The 19,219-nt window shown below is 68.7% G+C and carries 16 protein-coding genes and 1 pseudogene; 4 read left to right on the forward strand and 13 right to left on the reverse strand.

The window, feature by feature from the left end:
• Window positions 1–3 precede the first annotated feature (3 nt).
• On the forward strand, window positions 4–783 hold the full coding sequence (locus KTR9_RS20350; protein WP_014927933.1) for an ABC transporter permease: 780 nt from the start codon (window positions 4–6) through the stop codon (window positions 781–783).
• Window positions 780–1,601, forward strand: coding sequence for an ABC transporter ATP-binding protein (locus tag KTR9_RS20355; RefSeq protein WP_014927934.1), 822 nt, complete (start codon window positions 780–782; stop codon window positions 1,599–1,601). The genes KTR9_RS20350 and KTR9_RS20355 overlap by 4 nt, the downstream gene beginning before the upstream one ends.
• Before the next feature lie 19 nt (window positions 1,602–1,620).
• Here the strand turns inward: KTR9_RS20355 and KTR9_RS20360 are convergent, their stop codons facing one another.
• Genes KTR9_RS20360 through KTR9_RS20375 form a run of 4 tightly spaced genes read right to left on the reverse strand, consistent with a single transcriptional unit; the run spans window position 1,621 to window position 6,373 of the window.
• Window positions 1,621–2,676 (reverse strand): prenyltransferase, encoded by a 1,056-nt coding sequence (locus tag KTR9_RS20360; RefSeq protein ID WP_010840566.1) that lies wholly within the window; start codon window positions 2,674–2,676, stop codon window positions 1,621–1,623.
• Between the two features lie 25 nt (window positions 2,677–2,701).
• The gene (locus KTR9_RS20365; protein WP_014927935.1) at window positions 2,702–3,433 is read right to left on the reverse strand and encodes a class I SAM-dependent methyltransferase; all 732 of its coding nucleotides are present in this window, start codon (window positions 3,431–3,433) and stop codon (window positions 2,702–2,704) included.
• Window positions 3,420–4,694, reverse strand: coding sequence for a glycosyltransferase family 4 protein (locus KTR9_RS20370; protein WP_044508152.1), 1,275 nt, complete (start codon window positions 4,692–4,694; stop codon window positions 3,420–3,422). Before KTR9_RS20370 ends, KTR9_RS20365 begins: the two co-directional genes overlap by 14 nt.
• A gap of 2 nt (window positions 4,695–4,696) precedes the next feature.
• Window positions 4,697–6,373 (reverse strand): FAD-dependent oxidoreductase, encoded by a 1,677-nt coding sequence (locus KTR9_RS20375; RefSeq protein ID WP_014927937.1) that lies wholly within the window; start codon window positions 6,371–6,373, stop codon window positions 4,697–4,699.
• 100 nt (window positions 6,374–6,473) lie between these two features.
• Here KTR9_RS20375 and KTR9_RS20380 point away from each other — a divergent pair, with 100 nt between their 5' ends.
• A complete protein-coding gene (locus KTR9_RS20380; protein WP_014927938.1) occupies window positions 6,474–7,301 on the forward strand; it encodes an acyl-[acyl-carrier-protein] thioesterase in 828 nt (275 codons plus the stop codon).
• 15 nt (window positions 7,302–7,316) lie between these two features.
• On the opposite strand, the gene KTR9_RS20385 is transcribed toward KTR9_RS20380, so the two are convergent.
• From KTR9_RS20385 to KTR9_RS20425, 9 genes and pseudogenes are all read right to left on the reverse strand, one after another.
• Window positions 7,317–7,868, reverse strand: a complete 552-nt coding sequence (locus KTR9_RS20385; RefSeq protein ID WP_014927939.1) for a DUF3558 domain-containing protein — start codon at window positions 7,866–7,868, stop codon at window positions 7,317–7,319.
• On the reverse strand, window positions 7,865–8,752 hold the full coding sequence (locus tag KTR9_RS20390; protein ID WP_014927940.1) for a DUF3558 family protein: 888 nt from the start codon (window positions 8,750–8,752) through the stop codon (window positions 7,865–7,867). The genes KTR9_RS20385 and KTR9_RS20390 overlap by 4 nt, the downstream gene beginning before the upstream one ends.
• 202 nt (window positions 8,753–8,954) lie before the next feature.
• Window positions 8,955–9,149, reverse strand: a complete 195-nt coding sequence (locus KTR9_RS20395; RefSeq protein WP_014927941.1) for a hypothetical protein — start codon at window positions 9,147–9,149, stop codon at window positions 8,955–8,957.
• Window positions 9,150–9,380: 231 nt separating this feature from the next.
• A complete protein-coding gene (locus KTR9_RS20400; protein WP_049942611.1) occupies window positions 9,381–11,018 on the reverse strand; it encodes a hypothetical protein in 1,638 nt (545 codons plus the stop codon).
• A 180-nt stretch (window positions 11,019–11,198) separates the two neighbouring features.
• Window positions 11,199–12,872 carry an allophanate hydrolase gene (atzF, locus tag KTR9_RS20405; RefSeq protein WP_014927943.1) on the reverse strand — a complete coding sequence of 558 codons (1,674 nt, stop codon included), beginning with the start codon at window positions 12,870–12,872 and terminating at the stop codon, window positions 11,199–11,201.
• Window positions 12,869–14,936 (reverse strand): annotated as a pseudogene (locus KTR9_RS20410) (5-oxoprolinase/urea amidolyase family protein). Before KTR9_RS20410 ends, atzF begins: the two are co-directional and overlap by 4 nt.
• A 50-nt stretch (window positions 14,937–14,986) precedes the next feature.
• Window positions 14,987–15,667 (reverse strand): urea amidolyase associated protein UAAP2, encoded by a 681-nt coding sequence (locus KTR9_RS20415; protein ID WP_014927946.1) that lies wholly within the window; start codon window positions 15,665–15,667, stop codon window positions 14,987–14,989.
• A gap of 27 nt (window positions 15,668–15,694) precedes the next feature.
• Complete coding sequence (locus tag KTR9_RS20420; protein ID WP_014927947.1) at window positions 15,695–16,546, reverse strand: urea amidolyase associated protein UAAP1; 852 nt, start codon at window positions 16,544–16,546, stop codon at window positions 15,695–15,697.
• A 195-nt stretch (window positions 16,547–16,741) separates the two neighbouring features.
• A complete protein-coding gene (locus KTR9_RS20425) occupies window positions 16,742–18,307 on the reverse strand; it encodes an amino acid permease (protein WP_014927948.1) in 1,566 nt (521 codons plus the stop codon).
• A 251-nt stretch (window positions 18,308–18,558) separates the two neighbouring features.
• On the opposite strand from KTR9_RS20425, the gene KTR9_RS20430 reads away from it, so the two are divergent.
• Window positions 18,559–19,188, forward strand: a complete 630-nt coding sequence (locus KTR9_RS20430; RefSeq protein WP_010840580.1) for a TetR/AcrR family transcriptional regulator — start codon at window positions 18,559–18,561, stop codon at window positions 19,186–19,188.
• Window positions 19,189–19,219: the final 31 nt, after the last annotated feature.

Genomic DNA, 19,219 nt, shown 5'->3' on the forward strand with positions numbered 1-19,219 from the left:
GCCGTGGCCCCGCCCGCTAGCACCGGTCTCCGGCGGGCGGCACCCGCGATCGTGACGGTGGCGGCCCTCGTCGCGGTCTGGCAGATCTACGTCGAACTCAGCGGAATCCGGCCCCAGCTCCTGCCGTCACCGTCGCGTGTCGCGGAGCAGGGGTGGGCGCACCGGAGCGAGATCGGGGTGCATGCCGCGGCGACTCTCCAGGTCACACTGATCGGATTCGGGGTGTCGCTGGTACTGGCATGGGTGCTGGCGATCATCGTCGACTTCTCCCCCGTACTGCGCCGGGCGTTCGTACCCCTGTTCGTCGCGTCGCAGACGTTGCCGATCATCGCGATCGCACCGCTGATGGTCATCTGGTTCGGATTCGGCGTACTGCCCAAAGTCCTGGTCATCGCCCTGGTCACCTTCTTTCCGATGGCGATCGGGCTGATCGAGGGATTCGCGGCCGCCGACCGCGAGGCCGGCGCACTCCTGCGGAGCATGGGTGCCACTCGCCGCCAGATCTTTCGCTACGTCCGCCTGCCCTCCGCGCTGCCCCGGTTCTTCACCGCGCTGCGGATCGGCATCACCTACGCGGTGGTCGGTGCCGTGTTCGCCGAGTACGTCGGCGCCACCCAGGGGCTCGGCATCTACGTGAGCCTGCAGAAGAACTCGTTCCGCACCGACCTCGTGCTCGCCGCGGTCCTGGTGACGGCCCTCGTCAGTGTCTCCCTCTACCTGCTGACCTTCGCGGTCGAACGGGTCGTCGCACCGTGGGCGCGAGCCGAGAAGGCGCCGTCATGACCGACGAGACCCGCCGGCTCGTCGTGGACCGGCTGACGAAATCCTTCCCTCAGCCCGGCCGAGGTCGTCCCCGGCGGCATGTCCTCGACGCGGTCTCGTTCACGGCCGAACCCGGCGAATTCGTCTCCGTCATCGGGCCGAGTGGATGCGGCAAGAGCACGATCTTCAGCATGCTCGCCGGGCTCGACGTCCCCGACTCGGGCAGCGTCACCGTCGGCTCCGACACCGCGGTGGCCGGGCATTGCGCGTACATGCCGCAGAAAGACCTGCTGTTCCCGTGGCGCACGATCCTCGACAACACGATCCTCGGCCTCCAGGTGCACGGTGTGTCGACGGCCGAGGCCCGGCGCCGGGCCGCCGAACTGTTCCCCACCTTCGGACTGTCCGGGTTCGAGGACGCGCGTCCGTCTCAGCTGTCCGGCGGGATGCGGCAGCGGGCGGCACTGCTCCGCACGGTCGTGCAGAATCGCAATCTCCTGCTGCTCGACGAGCCGTTCGGCGCGCTCGACTCGCTGACCCGGACCGAGATGCAGTCGTGGCTGCAGTCGGTGTGGCAACGCTACCGCTGGACCGTGCTGATGATCACCCACGACATCCGTGAGGCCGTCTACCTCTCCGACCGGGTGATCGTGCTGTCCGCCCGCCCGGCGACCGTCGTCCGGGAAACACGCGTCGATCTCCCACGACCGCGGGAACTGGCGGTTCAGACCTCCCCCGAGTTCGTCGCGCTCGAGGGAGATCTGCGTGAAGTGCTGCACGACGAAGCGCGTCGGGCCCTCGCCGAGCAGGCCGACCCGCGCCGGTCGATCGAGGAATGATCGCCCGAGCGATGACCGATCAGGGCGTCGGTGCCACGAGCCTCTGCCGCACGTCCCGGAAGATCCCGTTGGCCACACTCGTACGGCTCACCGCGTCGGCCGCCAGCACGACCGCCGCCGAGGTCCAGCAGCTCTTCTCCACCGGCCAGCGTTTGCCGTCGGCGAAAACCAGTCCGGTCCAATACGATCCATCGGGGTCGCGCAGGTGCTGGATGGACGCGATGAGCTCGACGGCGTCGGCGGTGTCGCCGAGCGCATCGAGTGCCAGTGCGAGTTCACATGTTTCGGCGCCGGTGACCCACGGACGGTGGTCCACGCATCGAACCCCCTTGCCCGGCACCACGAACTGCTCCCACCGGCGAGCGATGAGCTCCTGACCGTCGCGACCGCGGACCGCGCCGCCGAGGATCGGGTAGTACCAGTCCATCGAGTGTTCGGACGGCGGGGTGAATATCTGCCACTCGTCGCGCGCGACGTCGGTACGGATGGCGTCGCCGAGCACACTGTGAGCCGCGATCCAGGCGTCGTCGGGCTGGTCCATCTCCCCGGCGATCCGGATGGCGCAGTCCAGGGCCTGGAAGATGCTGGCATTGCCCGTGATCAGCGCCTCCCCGAACATCGCCCCGGTCCGGTGGTCGCCGCCCCAGCGGAACGCACCGTCGTCTCGCTGGAAGCGGAGCACACAGTCGATCGCCGACCAGACCACCGGCCACATCTTCTGCAGGAAGGCGTCGTCACCGGTGATCAGGTAGTGGTGCCACACCCCGACCGCGATGTAGGCGCAGAAGTTGCTGTCGGTGCCCGCGTCCTCCACCTTGCCACCGACGGTGCGGATGGGCCACGAACCGTCATCGCGCTGTTTGCGGCGCGACCACTCGTACGCAGCCTCGGCCTCGGCGTGAAACCCGGTCACCGACAACGCCATCGCGGACTCGATGTGGTCCCACGGGTCGGTCTGCCCGCCCGGGAACCAGGGCAGTGCCCCGGACTCCTCCTGCATGCCGACGATCGCGGCACCCGTGGCGTGCATCTCGTCGGCCGTGACCACACCGGGGACCGCCGGAGCGGCCGTCATGGAGCTCCCGTCCTGGAGGGCCCGGTCATGAAGACGCGGTGGCGGTCTCGGGCTTACGCAGGTAGAGGGCCACCGACTTGCCGATGAGCGGGTTGAGCACCTGCTCCCCGACGCGGGTCAGCCACGGCTTGCTCATCATGTCCCAGACGAGCAGCTGGTGATAACCCTTCACCAGGACGTTGTCGTTGTTCTCGACTCCCACCGCGCATTTCAGCCACCAGTACGGGGCATGCAGGGCATGGGCGTGGTCGGTGCCGGTGACCTCCAGTCCGGCGCGGCGCAACTTGTCCGCGAGCTCGGAGGCCTTGTAGATGCGAACGTGCCCACCCTCGACCTCGTGGTACTCGTCGGACAGGGCCCAGCACACCTTCTCCGGCCAGTACCGGGGCACGGTGACCGCCGCGACGCCACCCGGCTTCAGCACGCGCACCATCTCGGCGATCGCGCCTTCGTCGCTCGGGATGTGCTCGAGGATCTCACTCATCAGCACGACGTCGAAACTGTTGTCCGAGTATGGGAGACGAAGCGCATCCCCGACCTCGGCGCGAGCCTTGGCCGACGCGGGCACATGCCCTTCGGCCATCATCGCGTCGAACATCTCACCGACGTCGGACATGTCGCTCTCGGACATGTCGAACGCGATGACCTCAGCGCCGCGACGGAACATCTCGAACGAGTGCCTACCCTGCCCCGCCCCGATGTCGATCGCCTTGGTCCCCGGTCCAACGCCCAGCCGGTCGAAATCAACTGTGAGCACTCACTGTCCCTTCTGTTGCCCGCCGGTGTCCGGCGAGCACGGTTTCGTAGTGCGCCGCCGTCTTCGCGGCCACTGCTGCCCAGCTGTAGTTCTCCTCGGCGCGGCGACGACCGCCGTCACCGAGTCGCGTCCGCAGGTCCGCGTCGTCGAGGAGCCGGCCGATGGCCTGGGCCAGACGTCCGGAATCCCTCGGCGGCACCAGCAATGCGGCCTCCTCGGCGGTTCCGACGACCTCCGGGATCGCGCCGGCCCGGGTGGCGACGAGCGGCGTGCCACAGCTCATCGCCTCCACCGCGGGCAGCGAGAAGCCCTCGTAGAGCGAGGGCACGCACGCGACCTCGGCAGAGGCGAGCAGACCGGCGAGCTCGGTGTCCTCGAGTCCGGACACCACCGTGACCCGATCGGAGATCGCCAGATCCTCGATCATCTCGGCGGACGGACCGTTCGGGTCCAACTTGGACACCAGTACCAGTTCGACGTCGCGCTCGGACGACAGCTTGGCGACCGCCTCGAGGAGGTAGGACACGCCCTTCAACGGAGCGTCGGCACTGGCGACACACACGATGCGACCCGGCACCCGCGTGGCAGCCGGCGTGAAGATCTCGGTGTCGACTCCCAGCGGGATCGTCGTGATACGGCCCGACGGGATGTCGAATGCCTTGCGGATGTCGACCTCACTGCTCCGGGAAACGGTGAGCAGCTCAGGGATTCGGCGGGACACGCGACCCTGCATGCGCAGGAACGAATGCCACCGCCATGCGCTGATCTTGCGCCATCCCTTGGCCGCCTTCACCGCCAGTGTGCGGTCGCGCGTGATCGGGTGGTGGATCGTCGCGATCAGCGGGAAACCCGCCTTCTGGATGTCGAGCAATCCGTAACCGAGACACTGGTTGTCGTGGACGATGTCGAAGTCGTCGCGACGCTCCTTGAGGAGACGGGCCACCCGGAGGCTGAAGGTGAGCGGCTCGCCGAAGCTCGCCGTCCACATCGAACCGACCTCGAGGACGTCGATCCAGTCGCGGTACTCCGACGGCCGGGGCGTGCGGAACGGGTCCGGCTCGTCGTAGAGTCCCAGGCTCGGCACCTTGGTGACGGTGACGCCGGCATCGATGGCCACCTGATCCAGTTCCGGATAGGGCTGACCCGAGAAGATCTCGACGCTGTGACCCAGGAGGGCGAGTTCGCGGGAGAGATGGCGGACGTAGACGCCCTGTCCGCCACAGTGCGGCTTGCTGCGGTAGGACAGCAGTGCGATGCGCACGGTCACCGCGCCCCGGCGGTGGCGGCCGCCTCGAACTCGGAGACACTGACGAACTTCGCGCGCACCCGGCCGGCGGCCTTGCCTGCGGACTTCTCGGCCGCGTCGATCGCCTTCCACCCGGTGAGATCGATGCGGTTGGCGCCACGATCGGCCACGAGGGCGTCGACATCGTCCCGAGAGGTCGACGGATCGTCGAAGGCCGCGGCGACGAAGTCGGCGATGACCGCCTGCGCGGTCTCCTGGCCGCAGATACGGTTCATGCCGATACCCCCCGTCGCCCCTCGTTTGATCCATCCCGTCACATAAAGGCCCGGCATCACCTCACCGCCTGCCGCGGTCTGGACGCGCCCTTCGCTGTTCGGGACCACGCCGTGTCCCTCGTCGAAGGGCAGGTCGGTGACGGGCACACCGCGGTATCCGATGGCCCGGAGGACCAGGCCGGTCTCGAGGTCGAAACGCTCGTCGGTGGGTGTCACCGCGACTTTCCCGGTCGCGTCGGCGTAGGCATTGCGCACGCAGGTAAGACTAGCCACTTCCCCGTCACCGGCAATTTCGACGGGAGACGCGAGGAACCGGAACACGATGCGCTTGTTCCCCTCGGTCTGCGGCCGCTCGGCGAACTCGCGGGCGAGCCGGATCTTGGTGGCGATCGTCGAGTCGAGCGTGTCGTCGGACAGCGCCGCCTCGGTGGCCGGGTCGAGGACGAGTTCGTCGGGATCGATGACCACGTCCACGCCCTCGACCTCACCGAGTGCCAGGAATTCGCTGTTGGTGTAGGCGGCCTGCGCGACACCGCGGCGACCGAGCAGCACGACCTCGGAGACCTTCGACTCCCGCAGCTTCGCGAGTGCGTGATCGGCGATGTCGGTCTTGGCGAGCTCGTCGGGATCGGTGACCAGGATGCGTGCGACGTCGAGCGCGACGTTGCCGTTGCCGACCACGACCGCCCGCTCACCGGACAGGTCGACGTCGAGTTCGGCGAAGTCGGGATGGCCGTTGTACCAGGCGACGAACTGCGTCGCGGCAACCGAGTTGGACAGGTCCTCGCCGTCGATGCCCAGCCGCTTGTCGGTCGAGGCACCCACCGCGTAGATCACCGCGTGGTAGCGCGCCACGAGTTCGTCGTGGCTGATGTGCTTGCCCACCTCGACATTGAGGTAGTACGAGAAGTTCTTCTTGGCCGCGACCGAGGCGAAGGTCTTCTCCACGCCCTTGGTGGCGCTGTGGTCCGGTGCCACCCCGGCGCGCACGAGTCCGTAGGGCGTCGGCAGGCGATCGAACATGTCGACCTTGATGCTCGGCTTGCGGACGAGTTCCTCGGCGGCGTAGAACGCGGCGGGACCGGCACCGACGATGGCCACGTGCAGTTCCTTGTCGGGCAGCGGCGGCGCCTTGCGCGGCGGGACCAGCCCGCCCTCGACGTCGTGGTCCTTGTAGTAGTCCGCGTTGATCTGCAGGTACGGCTCGTCGCGCGCCTCCAGCTGATCGTCGGGGATGATCGCCTCCACCGGGCACTCGTCGATGCAGGCGCCGCAGTCGATGCACGTCTCCGGATCGATGTAGAGGGCCTCCGCCGTCAGGAACTCCGGCTCGTCGGGCGTGGGGTGGATGCAGTTCACCGGACACACGCTCACGCAACTGGCATCGTTGCAACATGGGCGGGTAATCACATGCGCCATCTGCTGTTTCCTCGTGATCCGACACGTAGAACGTGTTCTATTTTTTCGATTGAATGTATCTTAGCTGCAAAGATACCGGCGACCTACCGAAGGGACTCGAGTGAGCCAGGTTACGCCAGCAGTGTCCGGTGCATCACTTCCGGACCGCAAGCCTGGATCCCAGTTCTACGAGGTGGGATATCGGGTCCGCACCGGCGACGTCGACCAGGACATGCGGGTGCGGCTCGACGCCGTTGCGCGATACCTCCAGGACGTGGCCAACGACAACATCGAGGCCACGTCGTTCGGTGACACCGATCCGTTCTGGATCGTCCGGCGCACCATCATCGACGTCATCGAGCCCCTGACATGGCCGGCCGCGGTCACCGCGCAGCGCTGGTGCGGCGCACTGTCGACCCGCTGGACCAACATGCGCGTGCGCCTCACCGCCGACCACGAGACGAACCGGTTCAACCCGCGGCCGCGCCCTCCGGGGCTGATCGAGACCGAGGCGTTCTGGATCAACGTCAACGAGAAGGGCATGCCGTCGCGGCTGTCCGACGAGGCGTTCTCGATGCTGTCCTCGATGACCGACGAGCACCGCCTGCGCTGGCGGTCGATGAACCCGGAGAAGGCCCCCGACCCCGCCGAGATCGACTTCCCCGACCGCGAACACGTTCTGCGGATCACCGACTTCGACCCGTTCAAACACCTGAACAACGCCGCCTACCTCGAGGCGATCGAAGACGAACTCGTCGAACATCCCGACCTGGTCGACGGTCCGCACCGCGTGGTGATCGAGTACCTGCGGCCGATCGTGCCCGGCACCCGGCTCATCCTGCGGCGGGTGCGCGAGGGCGACCGGCTGACCGTGTGGCTGATGATCCCGGGTACCGGCGACGAACTCGTGGTCGCGGCCAGCGTCGTCGTCGGGCCGATCCCGGAGTGATGGGTCTCGACGGGCTCACTGACCGCCCTGGAGCAGTAGCTCCATCAGTTTGATCGGCGCCACGCACGGGTCGCCCTGGGGCGCACCGCGGGGCTCGACGAACCAGGTGAAGATGCCGCGGCTCGGCGCCCTGGCCGTCACCCCGCAGACCCCGGGACGATCGGGGCTGCGCTGGGTGAATGCCGACTGACTGGCGACCTTGATGTTCTCGGTCTCGAAGCCCAGCTTTTTCGCCGTCTCCTTCTCGACGTTGACGTTGCCCCACTCGAACCAGTTGAACGTCACGCTGACCACGTCGGTGGTACCGGAGACCAGCCAGCGGCAGATGGCGCCGCTGAAGGAGCGCTCGGCGAATCCGCCGCCGGCGACGACGTCGGCGATCATGGCGTCGGGCAACACGTCGCATTCGAGCAGCAGGCGGTCGAACTGGTCGGTGTCGATGTCGCTGCTGCCGGACTGGTCCGCGGCACCCACGGGCACCGGCTCACCGTCGACGGTCCGTGCGCACCCGGCGAGGACGGACAGGCCCACCAGCACGGCCGCGATCAGGACGGCGAGCCGCTTCATGACGCACGCTCGATCGACAGGGTCGCCAGTTCACGCGCGGCATCGCAGATCTCTTCGATCGGTCGCGGTGTCGCGGCGTCGCCCCGGATCGACCACTCGAAGAAGTCCGCGCCGAAACCGATGCCGACCTCACAGATCTGACCTGACTGCGTGTAGCCGATGAACCCCTCGTGACCCTCGATCTCGAGTTTGTCGGTCACGTCGCGCGAGAGCTTCACGTTCGCTTCCTCGCGACCGATCGGCGACCCGCGATACCAGTTGAACGAGGCGACGGCACCGGTCCTGGAACCGGTCGTGTCCCATTCGCACACCGAGGTGTTGTTCACGGTTTCGGTGAGCCCACCGAAACCGGTGATGCGGACGACCTCGTCGAGGGACACCCCGCCGCATTCGCCGAAGAACGGTCCGGAACCTGCCTGCGCCGGCGCCTCGTGCGTGTTCGGCTTGTTCGGGTCGGCCGTCGGCTCGTCGCCGGAACATGCGCCGACGACAAGCGCGACCGAGGCCAGCGCCGCGACGAGGAAGGTGCTGTCGCGCAGCCGGTCCAGCTGGCGCCGTTCACGTTTCGTCGGCCGGCCGGCACCCCGGTCGCGACGCGGCTGACTGGCCAGGATCTCTCTGGGCGGGGGTGGCGGAGACCGGTCGATGAAGCACTCCGCGGCCATCGGCGCGGACACCCGTTTGCTGATCGTCCGGGTGACCTCGACGATGCGCTCGTGCCCGGCGAGCCGCACCCGGATCTCGTCGCCCGGCACCACCGGCTGCGCGGGTTTGGCGGTGACCCCGTTGACCCGGACGTGCCCGCCACGGCAGGCGGCGCCCGCAGCCGACCTCGTCTTGGTCAGTCGGATGGCCCAGATGTAGGCGTCGACGCGGGTGGACACGATCAGCCGCCCAGCCGATTCGTCCCGAACGCGAGAACACGTCCGGCCGGAGCGTCTCGACCCGGTTCAGCGACCACGACGCCGACTCCCTTCACCGCTCTCCTCGACCCGTTCACCGCGCATCTCTGCGCCGGCGGGACTCATTGCGCACCACTGTAGCCGCGACGAATACCTCGACGCGGGCTCCGAACGGGCGACACCGTCAGCGCTTGCGGGTCAGCAGGTATGCACCCCCGCCGACGGCGAGGATGAGGAACAGGATCGCCAGAAAGGTCTGGTCGAGCAACAGCAACGCCGCGAACACGGCGATGCCCGGGGACACCGCGACCAGGCTCATCACCGGGTGCTCGCGCACGACCTCCGACACCGCTCTGCTCTTGTCCCGATCGATCGCCATGAGGCCCTCCCTGGTCGGTCGCCCCGCCCGCCCTGCACAACCGGCCCGGGGTCGTGTGCCCAGCGTAGTCCCGTCCGAGGGCGGGGCCGAGCGTCACGCCCTGCTCCCTGAGGAGCGAGCTTGCGAGCGTCACGAAGGGTTTCGCAGCCTCGGTCGCCAGACCCTTCGTGACGCGCCCTCCGCAAGCTCCGGGCGCTCCTCAGGGAGCAGGACGCAGGTCGTTCTTTCGGATTAGGGAGCAGAGGACTCGTCGGCGCTGCCCGCGTCGACGTCGCCCGCCTCCGTGCTGTCGTCGTCCGTGCTGTCGTCGTCCGGGCTGTCGGATTCCGGAGCGTGCGACTCCCCCGCGCCGCTGTCGTCGGAGGGTTCCGGCGTCCGGTGCCTGCCGACGTAGCTGTCCTCGTCTGCCGCGCGGTGCTTGCCGACGTAGCTCTCCGCGTCGACGGCCTCCGGGCCGGCCGCCGCCTCGGGCGTGTCGTGCGACGCGGTGCTGACCCGTTCGACAGGCGCCTCCTCCGTCGAACGGCTCGCGGACACCAGCGTGTTCGACGCACCGGTGTCGATCGGATCGGTCGCGGGCAGACCGAACGGGAACTCGTACGCCGGGATGCGGATGGCCGGGATGAACTCGCCGGTGTCGAGCTGACCCAACTCGATGACCGGCAACCCGAGACGATTCGGCCGGAGCTCGCCGTTGGCCTCGACCAGCGGCCGGAAGGTGACCGTCGAACCCAGCCAGTCGACCGTGATCGGACCGGTGAATCCGTAATCGCTCGTCAGCCGGAGGAAGTTGCCGCTGAACAGATCGTGGTCGCCGCCGATGCTCAGGCGGGCGAAGTCCTTGGAGAGGGACATCCAGTCGCTGTCGAAGTCGATGCCGGAGCCGCTCAGGATGCCGGCGAGCAGACCCTCGAGGACCTCCGCACCGAGGCCACCGAGAACCCCGCCCGGATCGGCGATCAGTGCCGTCGGATCGGTGAGCGCGAACTGCAGTTCGCCATCTGTTTGCTGCCAGCGGAAGTCGAAAGTGCCCAGCACATTCGCACAGGCCCCGACGCCCTCCGCGTAGGCGCCGGTGAGTCCGCCGTAGCAGCCGACGCCCGTGACACCGGGGACCGTTCCGATCTTCTCTCCGAGGACAGTGACATCGAGCGGACCGGTGTTCCATGCATGGGCCATCCCGATCAGCGCGAACGACCTCGCCGTCCGTCCGTCGCTCGCACCCGCGGTCGCGATGCTCAACGGGAGGTAGGACGTCGCGCTCGCGTCGCCACCGCGGTAGGCCAGCGCGAACTGGAAGCCGTTCCCGGCGACCGTCGCCGAACCCTCGGTTGCGGGGCCGTCGATCATCGTCGGCGGCAGATCGATGCCGAGCCAGCGGATGATGTCCCCGAGGACCGACCCGGACAACCCGTCGAACACCTGCTTGACCGGATCGTAAACGGCGACGGGTACGACCTCGATGCGGTCGGGCAGGACGACGGCGAGTCCGATGCCGCCGTACTCCGTGCTCGACGCAGCGCAGTCGGCCCCGTCCCGGACGGCGCCGGACATGCAGCTCTGGATCCGCCACTGCTCCGCGATGTCGGCGAGGGCGCCGTTTCCGATCGTGGTCACCAGGCTTCCCAGCGGATTGTCACTGTCGAAACCGTTCGACCAGTTCCGCAGGTCGTCGATCTCGGACGGGATCGCCGGGACCAGCGCCGCGTCGGCCACCGCCGGTTCCGCCACCTGCCCCGCGCCGATCGCGGCGACGGTCGCCAGCGCCACCGCCCCCGCGATCGCGCGGTGTTGCCGCCGCTGTGTCCGGTTCTCGCGTCGTGCGACCTTGTCCGATCGTCGAATCCCGTTGCGCCCCACCCTGGTCATCCGTCCCAACTCTCTCTCCCCGACCGCCCGAGCTGAGTAAGTGAATCATCACGGTCGGCGACCAGAGGTCAGATCGGTGGAAATGGCACGAGGCGGCCGTTCTGGACAGACGTCCCAGACTGGGCGTGAGACGGGTTCCGGCGCAGACGGGTTCCGGCGCAGACGAACCCGGCGACCGGGCTACCAGCGATCGCGGTCGAGACTCTGCCCGGAGGCGCCGGCGTCGGCGGCGCATCCGAAGCCGACGATCCAGCGGGCAGGTCCGGTCTCGCCGACGGCGATCTCGACCTTGCCCAGCATCATCGGTTCGGGGAGGGCGGCCAGGAAGTCCCCGAGCGCTGCGGAAGGCACCGTCCACACCTCGCCCCGGATCGCGCGGCCGGCAACCGGATCTCGGATCAGCCCCGGCTTCGGCGGGGTCGTGTCCAGCGCGACCAGGCGGTACGACGGGGTCGTGGTGACCTCACCCGCCCATCGGGCACCGCGTTCGCCGAGCTCGTGGGTCAGCGGTCCGCCCCGCATGTGTGCGCCGAAGACCGCGAGCTCGATCGCGTCGCCGCGCTCCGCCCAGGACGGCGCCACCGTGTCGTCGCCCAGAAACCGGCGGGCCACATCGACGACGACGGCGTCGGCATGCGCGCGGCCCAGCAGTGTGATGCCGAATTGTGCTGTGCTGCCGTCCTCGTCGACGACTGCCCCGGCCGGTACCGCGAGGCCGCACAGGTCGAAGAGGTTGCAGAAGTTGGTGTAGGTGCCCATCCGCGAGTTGACGCCCACCGGGTCGGCGGCCACCTCGGCGAGGGTCGGGTGCGCCGGCGCGGTCGGCACCATCAGAACCGTGGCGTCGCCCCACTGCTCCATCGCCTCGGACCGCAGGTCTGCGAGCCGACGGCGAGCCCGCAACAGGTCGACGGCCGAAAACCTGGCCGCGGCACCGATGATCGTCGACACGGTCGGGTCGATGCCGGCGTCTTCGGGATCGGCGACGGAGCCGAGAAAGTCCCCCACCGCGTCGAACCGCTCGGCCACGAGCGCGTCGTCGTACAGGAGCCGGGCGGCCTCGAGGAACGGCGACAGGTCGATGGTCTTGACCATGAGCCCCGCCGCCTCGGCACGCAGCACCGCCTCGTCGAACGCGGCCCGCCACCGGTCGTCGAGCCCGGGCAGCTCGGTGGGCACCGCGACGACCGGGCGCTCGGGCGCGGCGTACGGGATCGACGTCGGGAAGGGCCGCGGGCCCTGCGCCCCGGCCATGGCCGCCATCGCACGGTCGGCCAGCGCGAGGTCGGCGGCGAAGACGGTGACGACGTCATAGCTCGCGCAGGCGGGCACCACTCCGGCGGTCGAGACCACACCGACGGTCGGCTTGATGCCGACGATGCCCTGCAGGCCGGCCGGCACCCGACCCGACCCCGCGGTGTCGGTCCCGATCGCGATGTCGGCGAATCCGAGGGCGACCGCCACCGCCGACCCCGAACTCGACCCGCCCGAGATGCGGTCGGGACGTCGCGAATCCCGCACCGCGCCATACGGACTACGAGTGCCCACCAGACCGGTTGCGAACTGGTCGAGGTTGGTCTTGCCCACCACCACCGCGCCGGCCGCGCGCAATGCGGCGACCGCGGGCGCATCGGACTCGGGGGTGAAGGCGAAACCGGGACATCCCGCGGTGGTCGGCAGACCGCCGACGTCGACGTTGTCCTTCACGGCGAGAAGCACGCCGGCCAAGGGGCCACCCGCGGCGACGGACCGCTCGTACTCGGCTGCGACCTCACCGGCGGGTCGCAGGGTGATGAACACCTCCGGACGGTCTGCCTCGGCGATCCGCGCATACAGCTCGTCGATCCTGCTCATGCCACCTGCTCCGCGTCCTCTCTGATCCCCGCCGCCCCGGTGCCGGCGAGCTCTGCCCCGGCGGCTTTCGCCGCGAATTCGCCTTGCACCGACCACCGTTCGCGCTCTTCGGCCCGGGCGATCTCCATCTTCTCCCGCCGGGTCGCGATGTCGGCGGCATGCTCGTCGAGGAATCGCTGGTGCGCGGCCAGCGAGAATTCACCGTCGACGATCTTCGTGCTTTCACCACGCCCGGCGGCGACGTCGGCCCGCATGTCGAGGAGTTCCTCCGAACTCACCGGGTACCAATGGATCCGGTCGAAGAACCGCAGCAGCCACGGATGCTCGGGGTCGAACGCCGGTGCCGGCAGCGGATGCCGGTGGTTCCACACCTGCGTGGTGCGGCCGACGAACTGGTAACCGCCCGGCCCCTCCATGCCATAGATGCAGAGGTAGGCGCCGCCGATACCCACCGCGTTCTCCGGCGTCCAGGTGCGGGCGGGGTTGTACTTGGTGGTGACGAGGCGATGCCGCGGGTCGAGCGGGACCGCAACCGGCGCACCGAGATAGACGTCCCCGAGGCCGAGCACGAGGTAGCTCGCGTCGAAGACGGTGCGGTACACGTCGTCGACGGAGTCCAGGCCGTTCATCCGCCGGATGAACTCGATGTTCCACGGGCACCACGGCGCATCGGATCGCACGCCCAGCATGTAGCGTTCGATCGCCTCCCGGGTGGCGGGATCGTCCCACGACAACGGCAGGTGCACAGTACGACTCGGCACCACGAGGTCCTCGGCGGCCGGCAGCTGGCTCTCGCATTCGGTCAGCCACTCCAGCATCTGCGCCTGCGACCACACGTCGGGATCCGCCTTCACCTGCAGCGAACGTATGCCCGGGGTGAGGTCGATGAGTCCGCGCGGTCTCTCCGCGGCGATCCGCTCGCCCAGCGCGTGCACTCGGGCACGCAGGGCGAGGTCGAGACGCATCTCGCCGTATTCGACGAGGATGTTGTCGTCACCGGAACGGCGGTAGGTCACCGAGGTCGATCCGTCCGCGGTCGTCGTGGTCCCGAGGATTCCGTTGTCGGGATCGCCACCCGACGACCAGACGTCGACGAAGCTGGCCCGCCGGCCCAGACCGAGCTCGGAGGGTGAGGCGGCCCGGTCGCCGCGTACCGCGACGAACCTGATCGTGTCGCCCGGCTTCAGCTGCCCGAGCTTCCACCGTTGCGCGGTCGTCACGGTCACCGGACAGACGAATCCACCGAGACTCGGGCCGTCCGGACCGAGGAGGATGGGCGTGTCCCCGGTGAAGTCGAGAGCGCCGACGGAGTAGGCGGTGTCGTGGATGTTCGACGGGTGCAGTCCGGCCTCACCGCCGTCGTTGCGTGCCCATCGCGGTTGGGGGCCGATCAATCGGATTCCGGTCCGGTCGGAGTTGAAGTGCACCTCGTAGTCGGTCGCGAACAGGTCGGCGATGTCCTCGTCGGTGAAGAACTCCGGCGCTCCGTGGGGCCCCACGGTCACGGCCAGCTGCCACGTGTTGGTGAAGGCCGGCTGCTCGTCTCCGAGAATCCGACGTGGCGCCCCGGCCGGCGCCCAGTAGTTCGAGGCGGTCGCCGGCGACGAGCGCCCGGCCGTCGAGTCCGCCGAACCGGCCCATGGTGAAGGTCGACCGGCTGCCGAGATGATCGGCGGCGTCGAGCCCGCCGGCGACCGCAACGTAGGCCCGCATGCCCAGGACACCGGTCGAACCGATGTCGAGGACGTCGCCCTCGGCGACAGTGAGCGGGACCCATTGCGGCACAGCCGCTCCGTTCACGGTCACGGGTACCGGCGCGCCGGTGACGGCGACGACCGCGGGCCGGTCGAACCGCAGTGCGGGTCCCATGAGCGTGATCTCCAGGCCGGCGGCGGTCTCCGGGTTGCCGACGGCGAGGTTGGCGAGCCGGAAGGACAGGTCGTCCATCGGGCCGGACGGCGGCACGCCGACCTTCCAGTACCCGACCCGGCCGGGCCAGTCCTGGATCGTGGTGAGCGGACCGGACCGGATTACGGTCACGGCACCCGGGGTGGTGGCAGTCATGATGGTGGATTCCTCGTCGGACTCGGTCGGCGCGCGGTGGGAGCGGATTCTCAGAACGGCCGGGTGACGATGACCCGGACCGCGGTGGGGTCGAATCCGTTGCAGGGGTTGTTGATCTGCGGGCAGTTGGAGATGAGCACCAGGGTGTCGACCTCGGCACGCAACGCCAGACGCTTGCCGGGTGCGGACAACCCGTCGACGATCCCCAGCGAGCCGTCGGGGTCGACGGGCACGTTCATGAAGAAATTGACGTTGCCGACGAGGTCGGCCTTGCCGAGCCCGTGGCGGCTGCCCTCGATGAGGAAGTTCTCGACGCACGCGTGCTGATGTTTGGTGTGGTGCCCGTAACGCAGCGTGTTCGACTCCTGCGAGCATGCGCCGCCGAGGGTGTCGTGGTTGCCGACCTCGTCGGCGACGATCGTCATCAGCGCTGCGGAGTCGTGATCGCGGATCACACTGCCGGTGGTCAGGAAGATGTTGCCCTGCGCGGCGATGGTCGCCTGGGCCGAATACCGTCTGGACGTGTCGGCGGCCGCGTAGAACAGCGTGTCGACGGCCTGGTTGCCGTGGAGGTCGACGATGGTGAGGACGTCGCCGGCGGCGACGACACCCGACCACGGTGCGCGCTCGCCCACTTGCGCGTCGTCGACGACGGCGCCGGGGACGAGGGCGAGTTCGGCGGCGGGCGCCGAGGCGAAATCGGTGATGACTGCGGTGCTTGTCTCGGTCACGATGGGTGGTCCTCTCTGTTGGACGGCTCAGTGATGAGCCGCGGCCCAGACGTCTTCGGAGTTGGCGGCGGCGCGCTGGTACTCGGGGTCGGTGCCGGCGACGTCGGCCAGCAGGGCGTCGAGATCGCTCTGCGCCTGCCACGCAAGCACTTCCAGGGAGGTGGTGCCGAAGTCGGGCGACGGGTCGAGCGGATGCGCGGTGTTGACGACCGCCACCGTGCACGGCAGGTGCAGGATGAGGTCGACCGTCCGGCCGGGTCCGGCGCTCCCGGTCGAGCGCAGCGACCCGTCGGCGTCGACGGTGACGCCGTGGAAGAACGACAACGACGGGGCGACATCCGCGGGTGCCAGACCGTGCTTCGCCGCCGCCAGGGTGAACAGTTCGCGGCCCGCCGGACTCGCCGAATGCACCTCGCCCGCTCCGTATTTCGCAGCGTTTCCGGCGAGAGTCGAGGTGCCGCACAGCGCGTCATGGTGGCCCGAGTCGTCGGCGACGACGGTCGCCAGCACCCGCCCCTGATCGCTGAGAAGCGGATGCCCCGCACCCAGATACGCCTGCCAGGGCACCTTGACGGTGTCGGCGACGTTGAGACGCTCCCACGGCGCGTCGGCGCGCCACAGCAGCAGGTGCGCGCAGGCCGCCCCCGCGACGTCGGTGAACCGCAGCCGGGTCCCCCGTGCCAGGACCTTGCTGGTGTACCGGCCGCCGGGAACGGTCTCCGCCCAGGTCAACGATGCGGCCGGCACGTCGGCAGGCGGGTTCGGCCAGGCCGATGCCGGCACCACCGGCATGCTGTCGGTGATCGCGCCGGCCTGGGAGCGGGCGTGTTCGCGGGCACCGTAGGTGGTCCCGGTACCGGGAGCGATGATCGTGCTCATGGGAACTCCTTTGTCGTAGTGGGTGTTCGGGGGTGCCCCTTCGAGGCTCGTCGCTTGCGCTCCTCGCACCTCAGGGATCAGAGGGCTGCGGCTGCGCTCCTCGGAATAGCCCGCTCCCTGAGGTGCGAGCGAAGCGACCAACTCCCTGCTCCCTGAGGTGCGAGCGAAGCGAGCCTCGAAGGGTCGCGACCTGGATTACGCGGACAGGCGGGTGCTCACCGGTCGCGGATGCTCCTTGCCGCGGGGGTAGCAGGCGATCCCGACGAGGACGGTCGCGACGATGCAGATGGGGCCGGCCCAGCGCAGGATCGGCATCTCACCGGAGGGGTCGAAGACCTCGGCCCGCGGCCACGCCAGGTTGATCACCATCAGGGCGCCGTAGAGCACCGCCAGGGCGTTCACCACGATTCCGAAACGGCCGAGGCTGAACAACTTTCGCCCGCCGGCGTCGACGGCCGGGGTGTCCCCGCCGCGATGCGGCCAGCCCTGGAACCGCCGGTAGAGCATCGGACCGGTGACGGCCAGGTAGGCGAGGTAGATGAGGATGATGCACACGCTGGCGAGGGTCGCGAAGATCGCGGAGTTGCCGACGTTGACCAGCAGGATGCCGATGCACAGCACACCGATCAGGATCGACGGCAGGATCGGTGTCCCGGTGCGGCTGTTGACGTGGGACAGATGCGCCGAGAACGGGAGCCGGCCGTCGCGCGCCATCGAGAACATCAGCCGCGAGCAGGCGGTCTGGATCGCGAGGGTGCAGATGAAGATCGCGATCGCGACGTCGCAGAGCAGGACCTTGCCCCAGAAGCTCCCGAGAACCGAGTCGAGCACGTAGGGCAGTCCGCCGGTCGCGAGTTGCTCGTCGAGGGTCGGGGCCGCCATGAGGGTGCCTAGCAGCATCAGCCCGCCGCCGATGGCCGAGACGGTCAGCGCCATCCGGATGGTGCGGGGTGCGACGCGGCGCGGGTCCCGGGTCTCCTCGGCCAGTTCGCCTGCCGATCCGAACCCGACCATGACGTAGGCGGCCATGAGTCCGGAGACGATGAACGCCCAGATGTAGCCGGGTTGCTGACCGGGAACGCCGGTGTCGAAGACGACGTCGGGGCCGCGCTGCGCATGGGTGAACAGTGCCAGGATGACCGCCACGACGCCGACGAGTTCACAGACGACACCGATGCTGTTGACGCGGCTCATCCACCGGACACCGACACAGTTGATCGCGGTCACGATGACGAGCAGGACCGAGCCGAGCAGGACCGCGTTCGCCGCGCCGCTCGTGGTGGTGAGGGTCGGGTCGTCGCCGATGATCTGGAAGCCGATCCAGATCGACGGCAGGACGACCTGCAGGGCGATCGCGGCCGCGGCCGCGGTGACGATCTGCGCGATCATCATGAACCAGCCGCCGAACCAGCCGACGACCTCGCCGCCCATGCGCCGCGACCACTGGTAGATCGCACCCGAGATCGGGTACCGCGCAGCGATTTCGGCGAAGCACAGGGCGACCAGGAACTGGCCGGCGTAGACGATCGGCCAGGTCCAGAAGAAGGCCGGGCCGCCGAAGCCGAACCCCAGGCCGAACAGCTGGAAGATGGTGGTCAGGATGGAGACGAAGGAGAACCCGGCGGCGAAGGACGCGAACTTGCCGAGCGAACGGTGGAGTTGCTGGTCGTAGCCGAGTGCCGAGAGGTCGTGGGCGTCGGCGTCCGGGACGCCGGCGGGCGAGGAGGGCGTCGCGGGAGCCACTTCGGGGGTGGAGGTCATGCGCGGTCTTCCTTTCGGAGAAGAAGCTCCACGTTGAGCACGGTGTGAGTCAGGCACTGTTTCCTGTCACCTGATAGGTAAGCCCTCGCTGATTTCTATCGATTGACAGAAATGTTCCGGTCGTGAAAACTCCGGTTACGTCCTCGTTACACGCCCTGGGCTTCCCCGACCTGCGGGTTCACGCGCGGCAGAAGCACACGATTCGTCGGCTAGGGTCGAGAAATCGCCCCGACCGCACTGAGGAGACGAGCATGCCCACCGGCTCGAGCGCGCCCCCGACTCCGATCGGTCGCGGCCGACCGCGCCTGGTACCGGCTCGGCGACGCGGGCAGACCGCCCGCGAGGAGATCCTCGACGCCGCCGCAGAATTGTTCACCCGCCACGGGTACACCGGGACGTCGACGCGGATGATCGCCGAGGCGGTGGGCATCCGACAGGCGTCGATGTACCACTACTTCGGCACCAAGGACGACATCCTCGCGACACTGCTGGAGACGACCGTGGTCGCCTCCCTCGAACGCGCGCGGGGGCTCCTCGACGGCGACGAACCCGCCCGGGCGCGACTCCTCGAACTCGCGCGATTCGACATCGATCAGCTGGCGCGGTCGCGCTGGAACCTCGGTGCGCTCTATCTCCTACCCGAGGTCGCCGATCAGCGATTCGTCGAATTCCGTTCGGCTCGACAGGAATTGGCCGATTCGTATGCCGCACTGGCGGCTGCAGCGCTCGGCGACGACACCGACAAGCGCACGCTGCTCCCCTTCCGGCTGGTGGAGTCCGTCATCATGATGCGCGCCGACGAGCAGCGCGGCGAACTCGGCGAGCACACCGCCGCCGGTCTCGCCGACACCGTGATCGACGCAATCTCGCGGATTCTGTAGCAGCAGTGCGTATCTGGCGCGCATTGTCGCT

The sequence above is a fragment of the Gordonia sp. KTR9 genome, assembly GCF_000143885.2.
In the GTDB taxonomy this organism is placed as follows: Bacteria; Actinomycetota; Actinomycetes; order Mycobacteriales; family Mycobacteriaceae; genus Gordonia.

Bases quoted from the DNA above. Each gene is read 5' to 3' on its own strand.
- KTR9_RS20355 (WP_014927934.1), top strand. From the start codon at position 780: ATGACCGACGAGACCCGCCGGCTCGTCGTGGACCGGCTGACGAAATCC.
- KTR9_RS20360 (WP_010840566.1), bottom strand. From the start codon at position 2,676: ATGACGGCCGCTCCGGCGGTCCCCGGTGTGGTCACGGCCGACGAGATG.
- KTR9_RS20375 (WP_014927937.1), bottom strand. From the start codon at position 6,373: ATGGCGCATGTGATTACCCGCCCATGTTGCAACGATGCCAGTTGCGTG.
- KTR9_RS20385 (WP_014927939.1), bottom strand. From the start codon at position 7,868: ATGAAGCGGCTCGCCGTCCTGATCGCGGCCGTGCTGGTGGGCCTGTCC.
- KTR9_RS20395 (WP_014927941.1), bottom strand. From the start codon at position 9,149: ATGGCGATCGATCGGGACAAGAGCAGAGCGGTGTCGGAGGTCGTGCGC.
- KTR9_RS20400 (WP_049942611.1), bottom strand. From the start codon at position 11,018: ATGACCAGGGTGGGGCGCAACGGGATTCGACGATCGGACAAGGTCGCA.
- atzF (WP_014927943.1), bottom strand. From the start codon at position 12,872: ATGAGCAGGATCGACGAGCTGTATGCGCGGATCGCCGAGGCAGACCGT.
- KTR9_RS20420 (WP_014927947.1), bottom strand. From the start codon at position 16,546: ATGAGCACGATCATCGCTCCCGGTACCGGGACCACCTACGGTGCCCGC.
- KTR9_RS20425 (WP_014927948.1), bottom strand. From the start codon at position 18,307: ATGACCTCCACCCCCGAAGTGGCTCCCGCGACGCCCTCCTCGCCCGCC.
- KTR9_RS20430 (WP_010840580.1), top strand. From the start codon at position 18,559: ATGCCCACCGGCTCGAGCGCGCCCCCGACTCCGATCGGTCGCGGCCGA.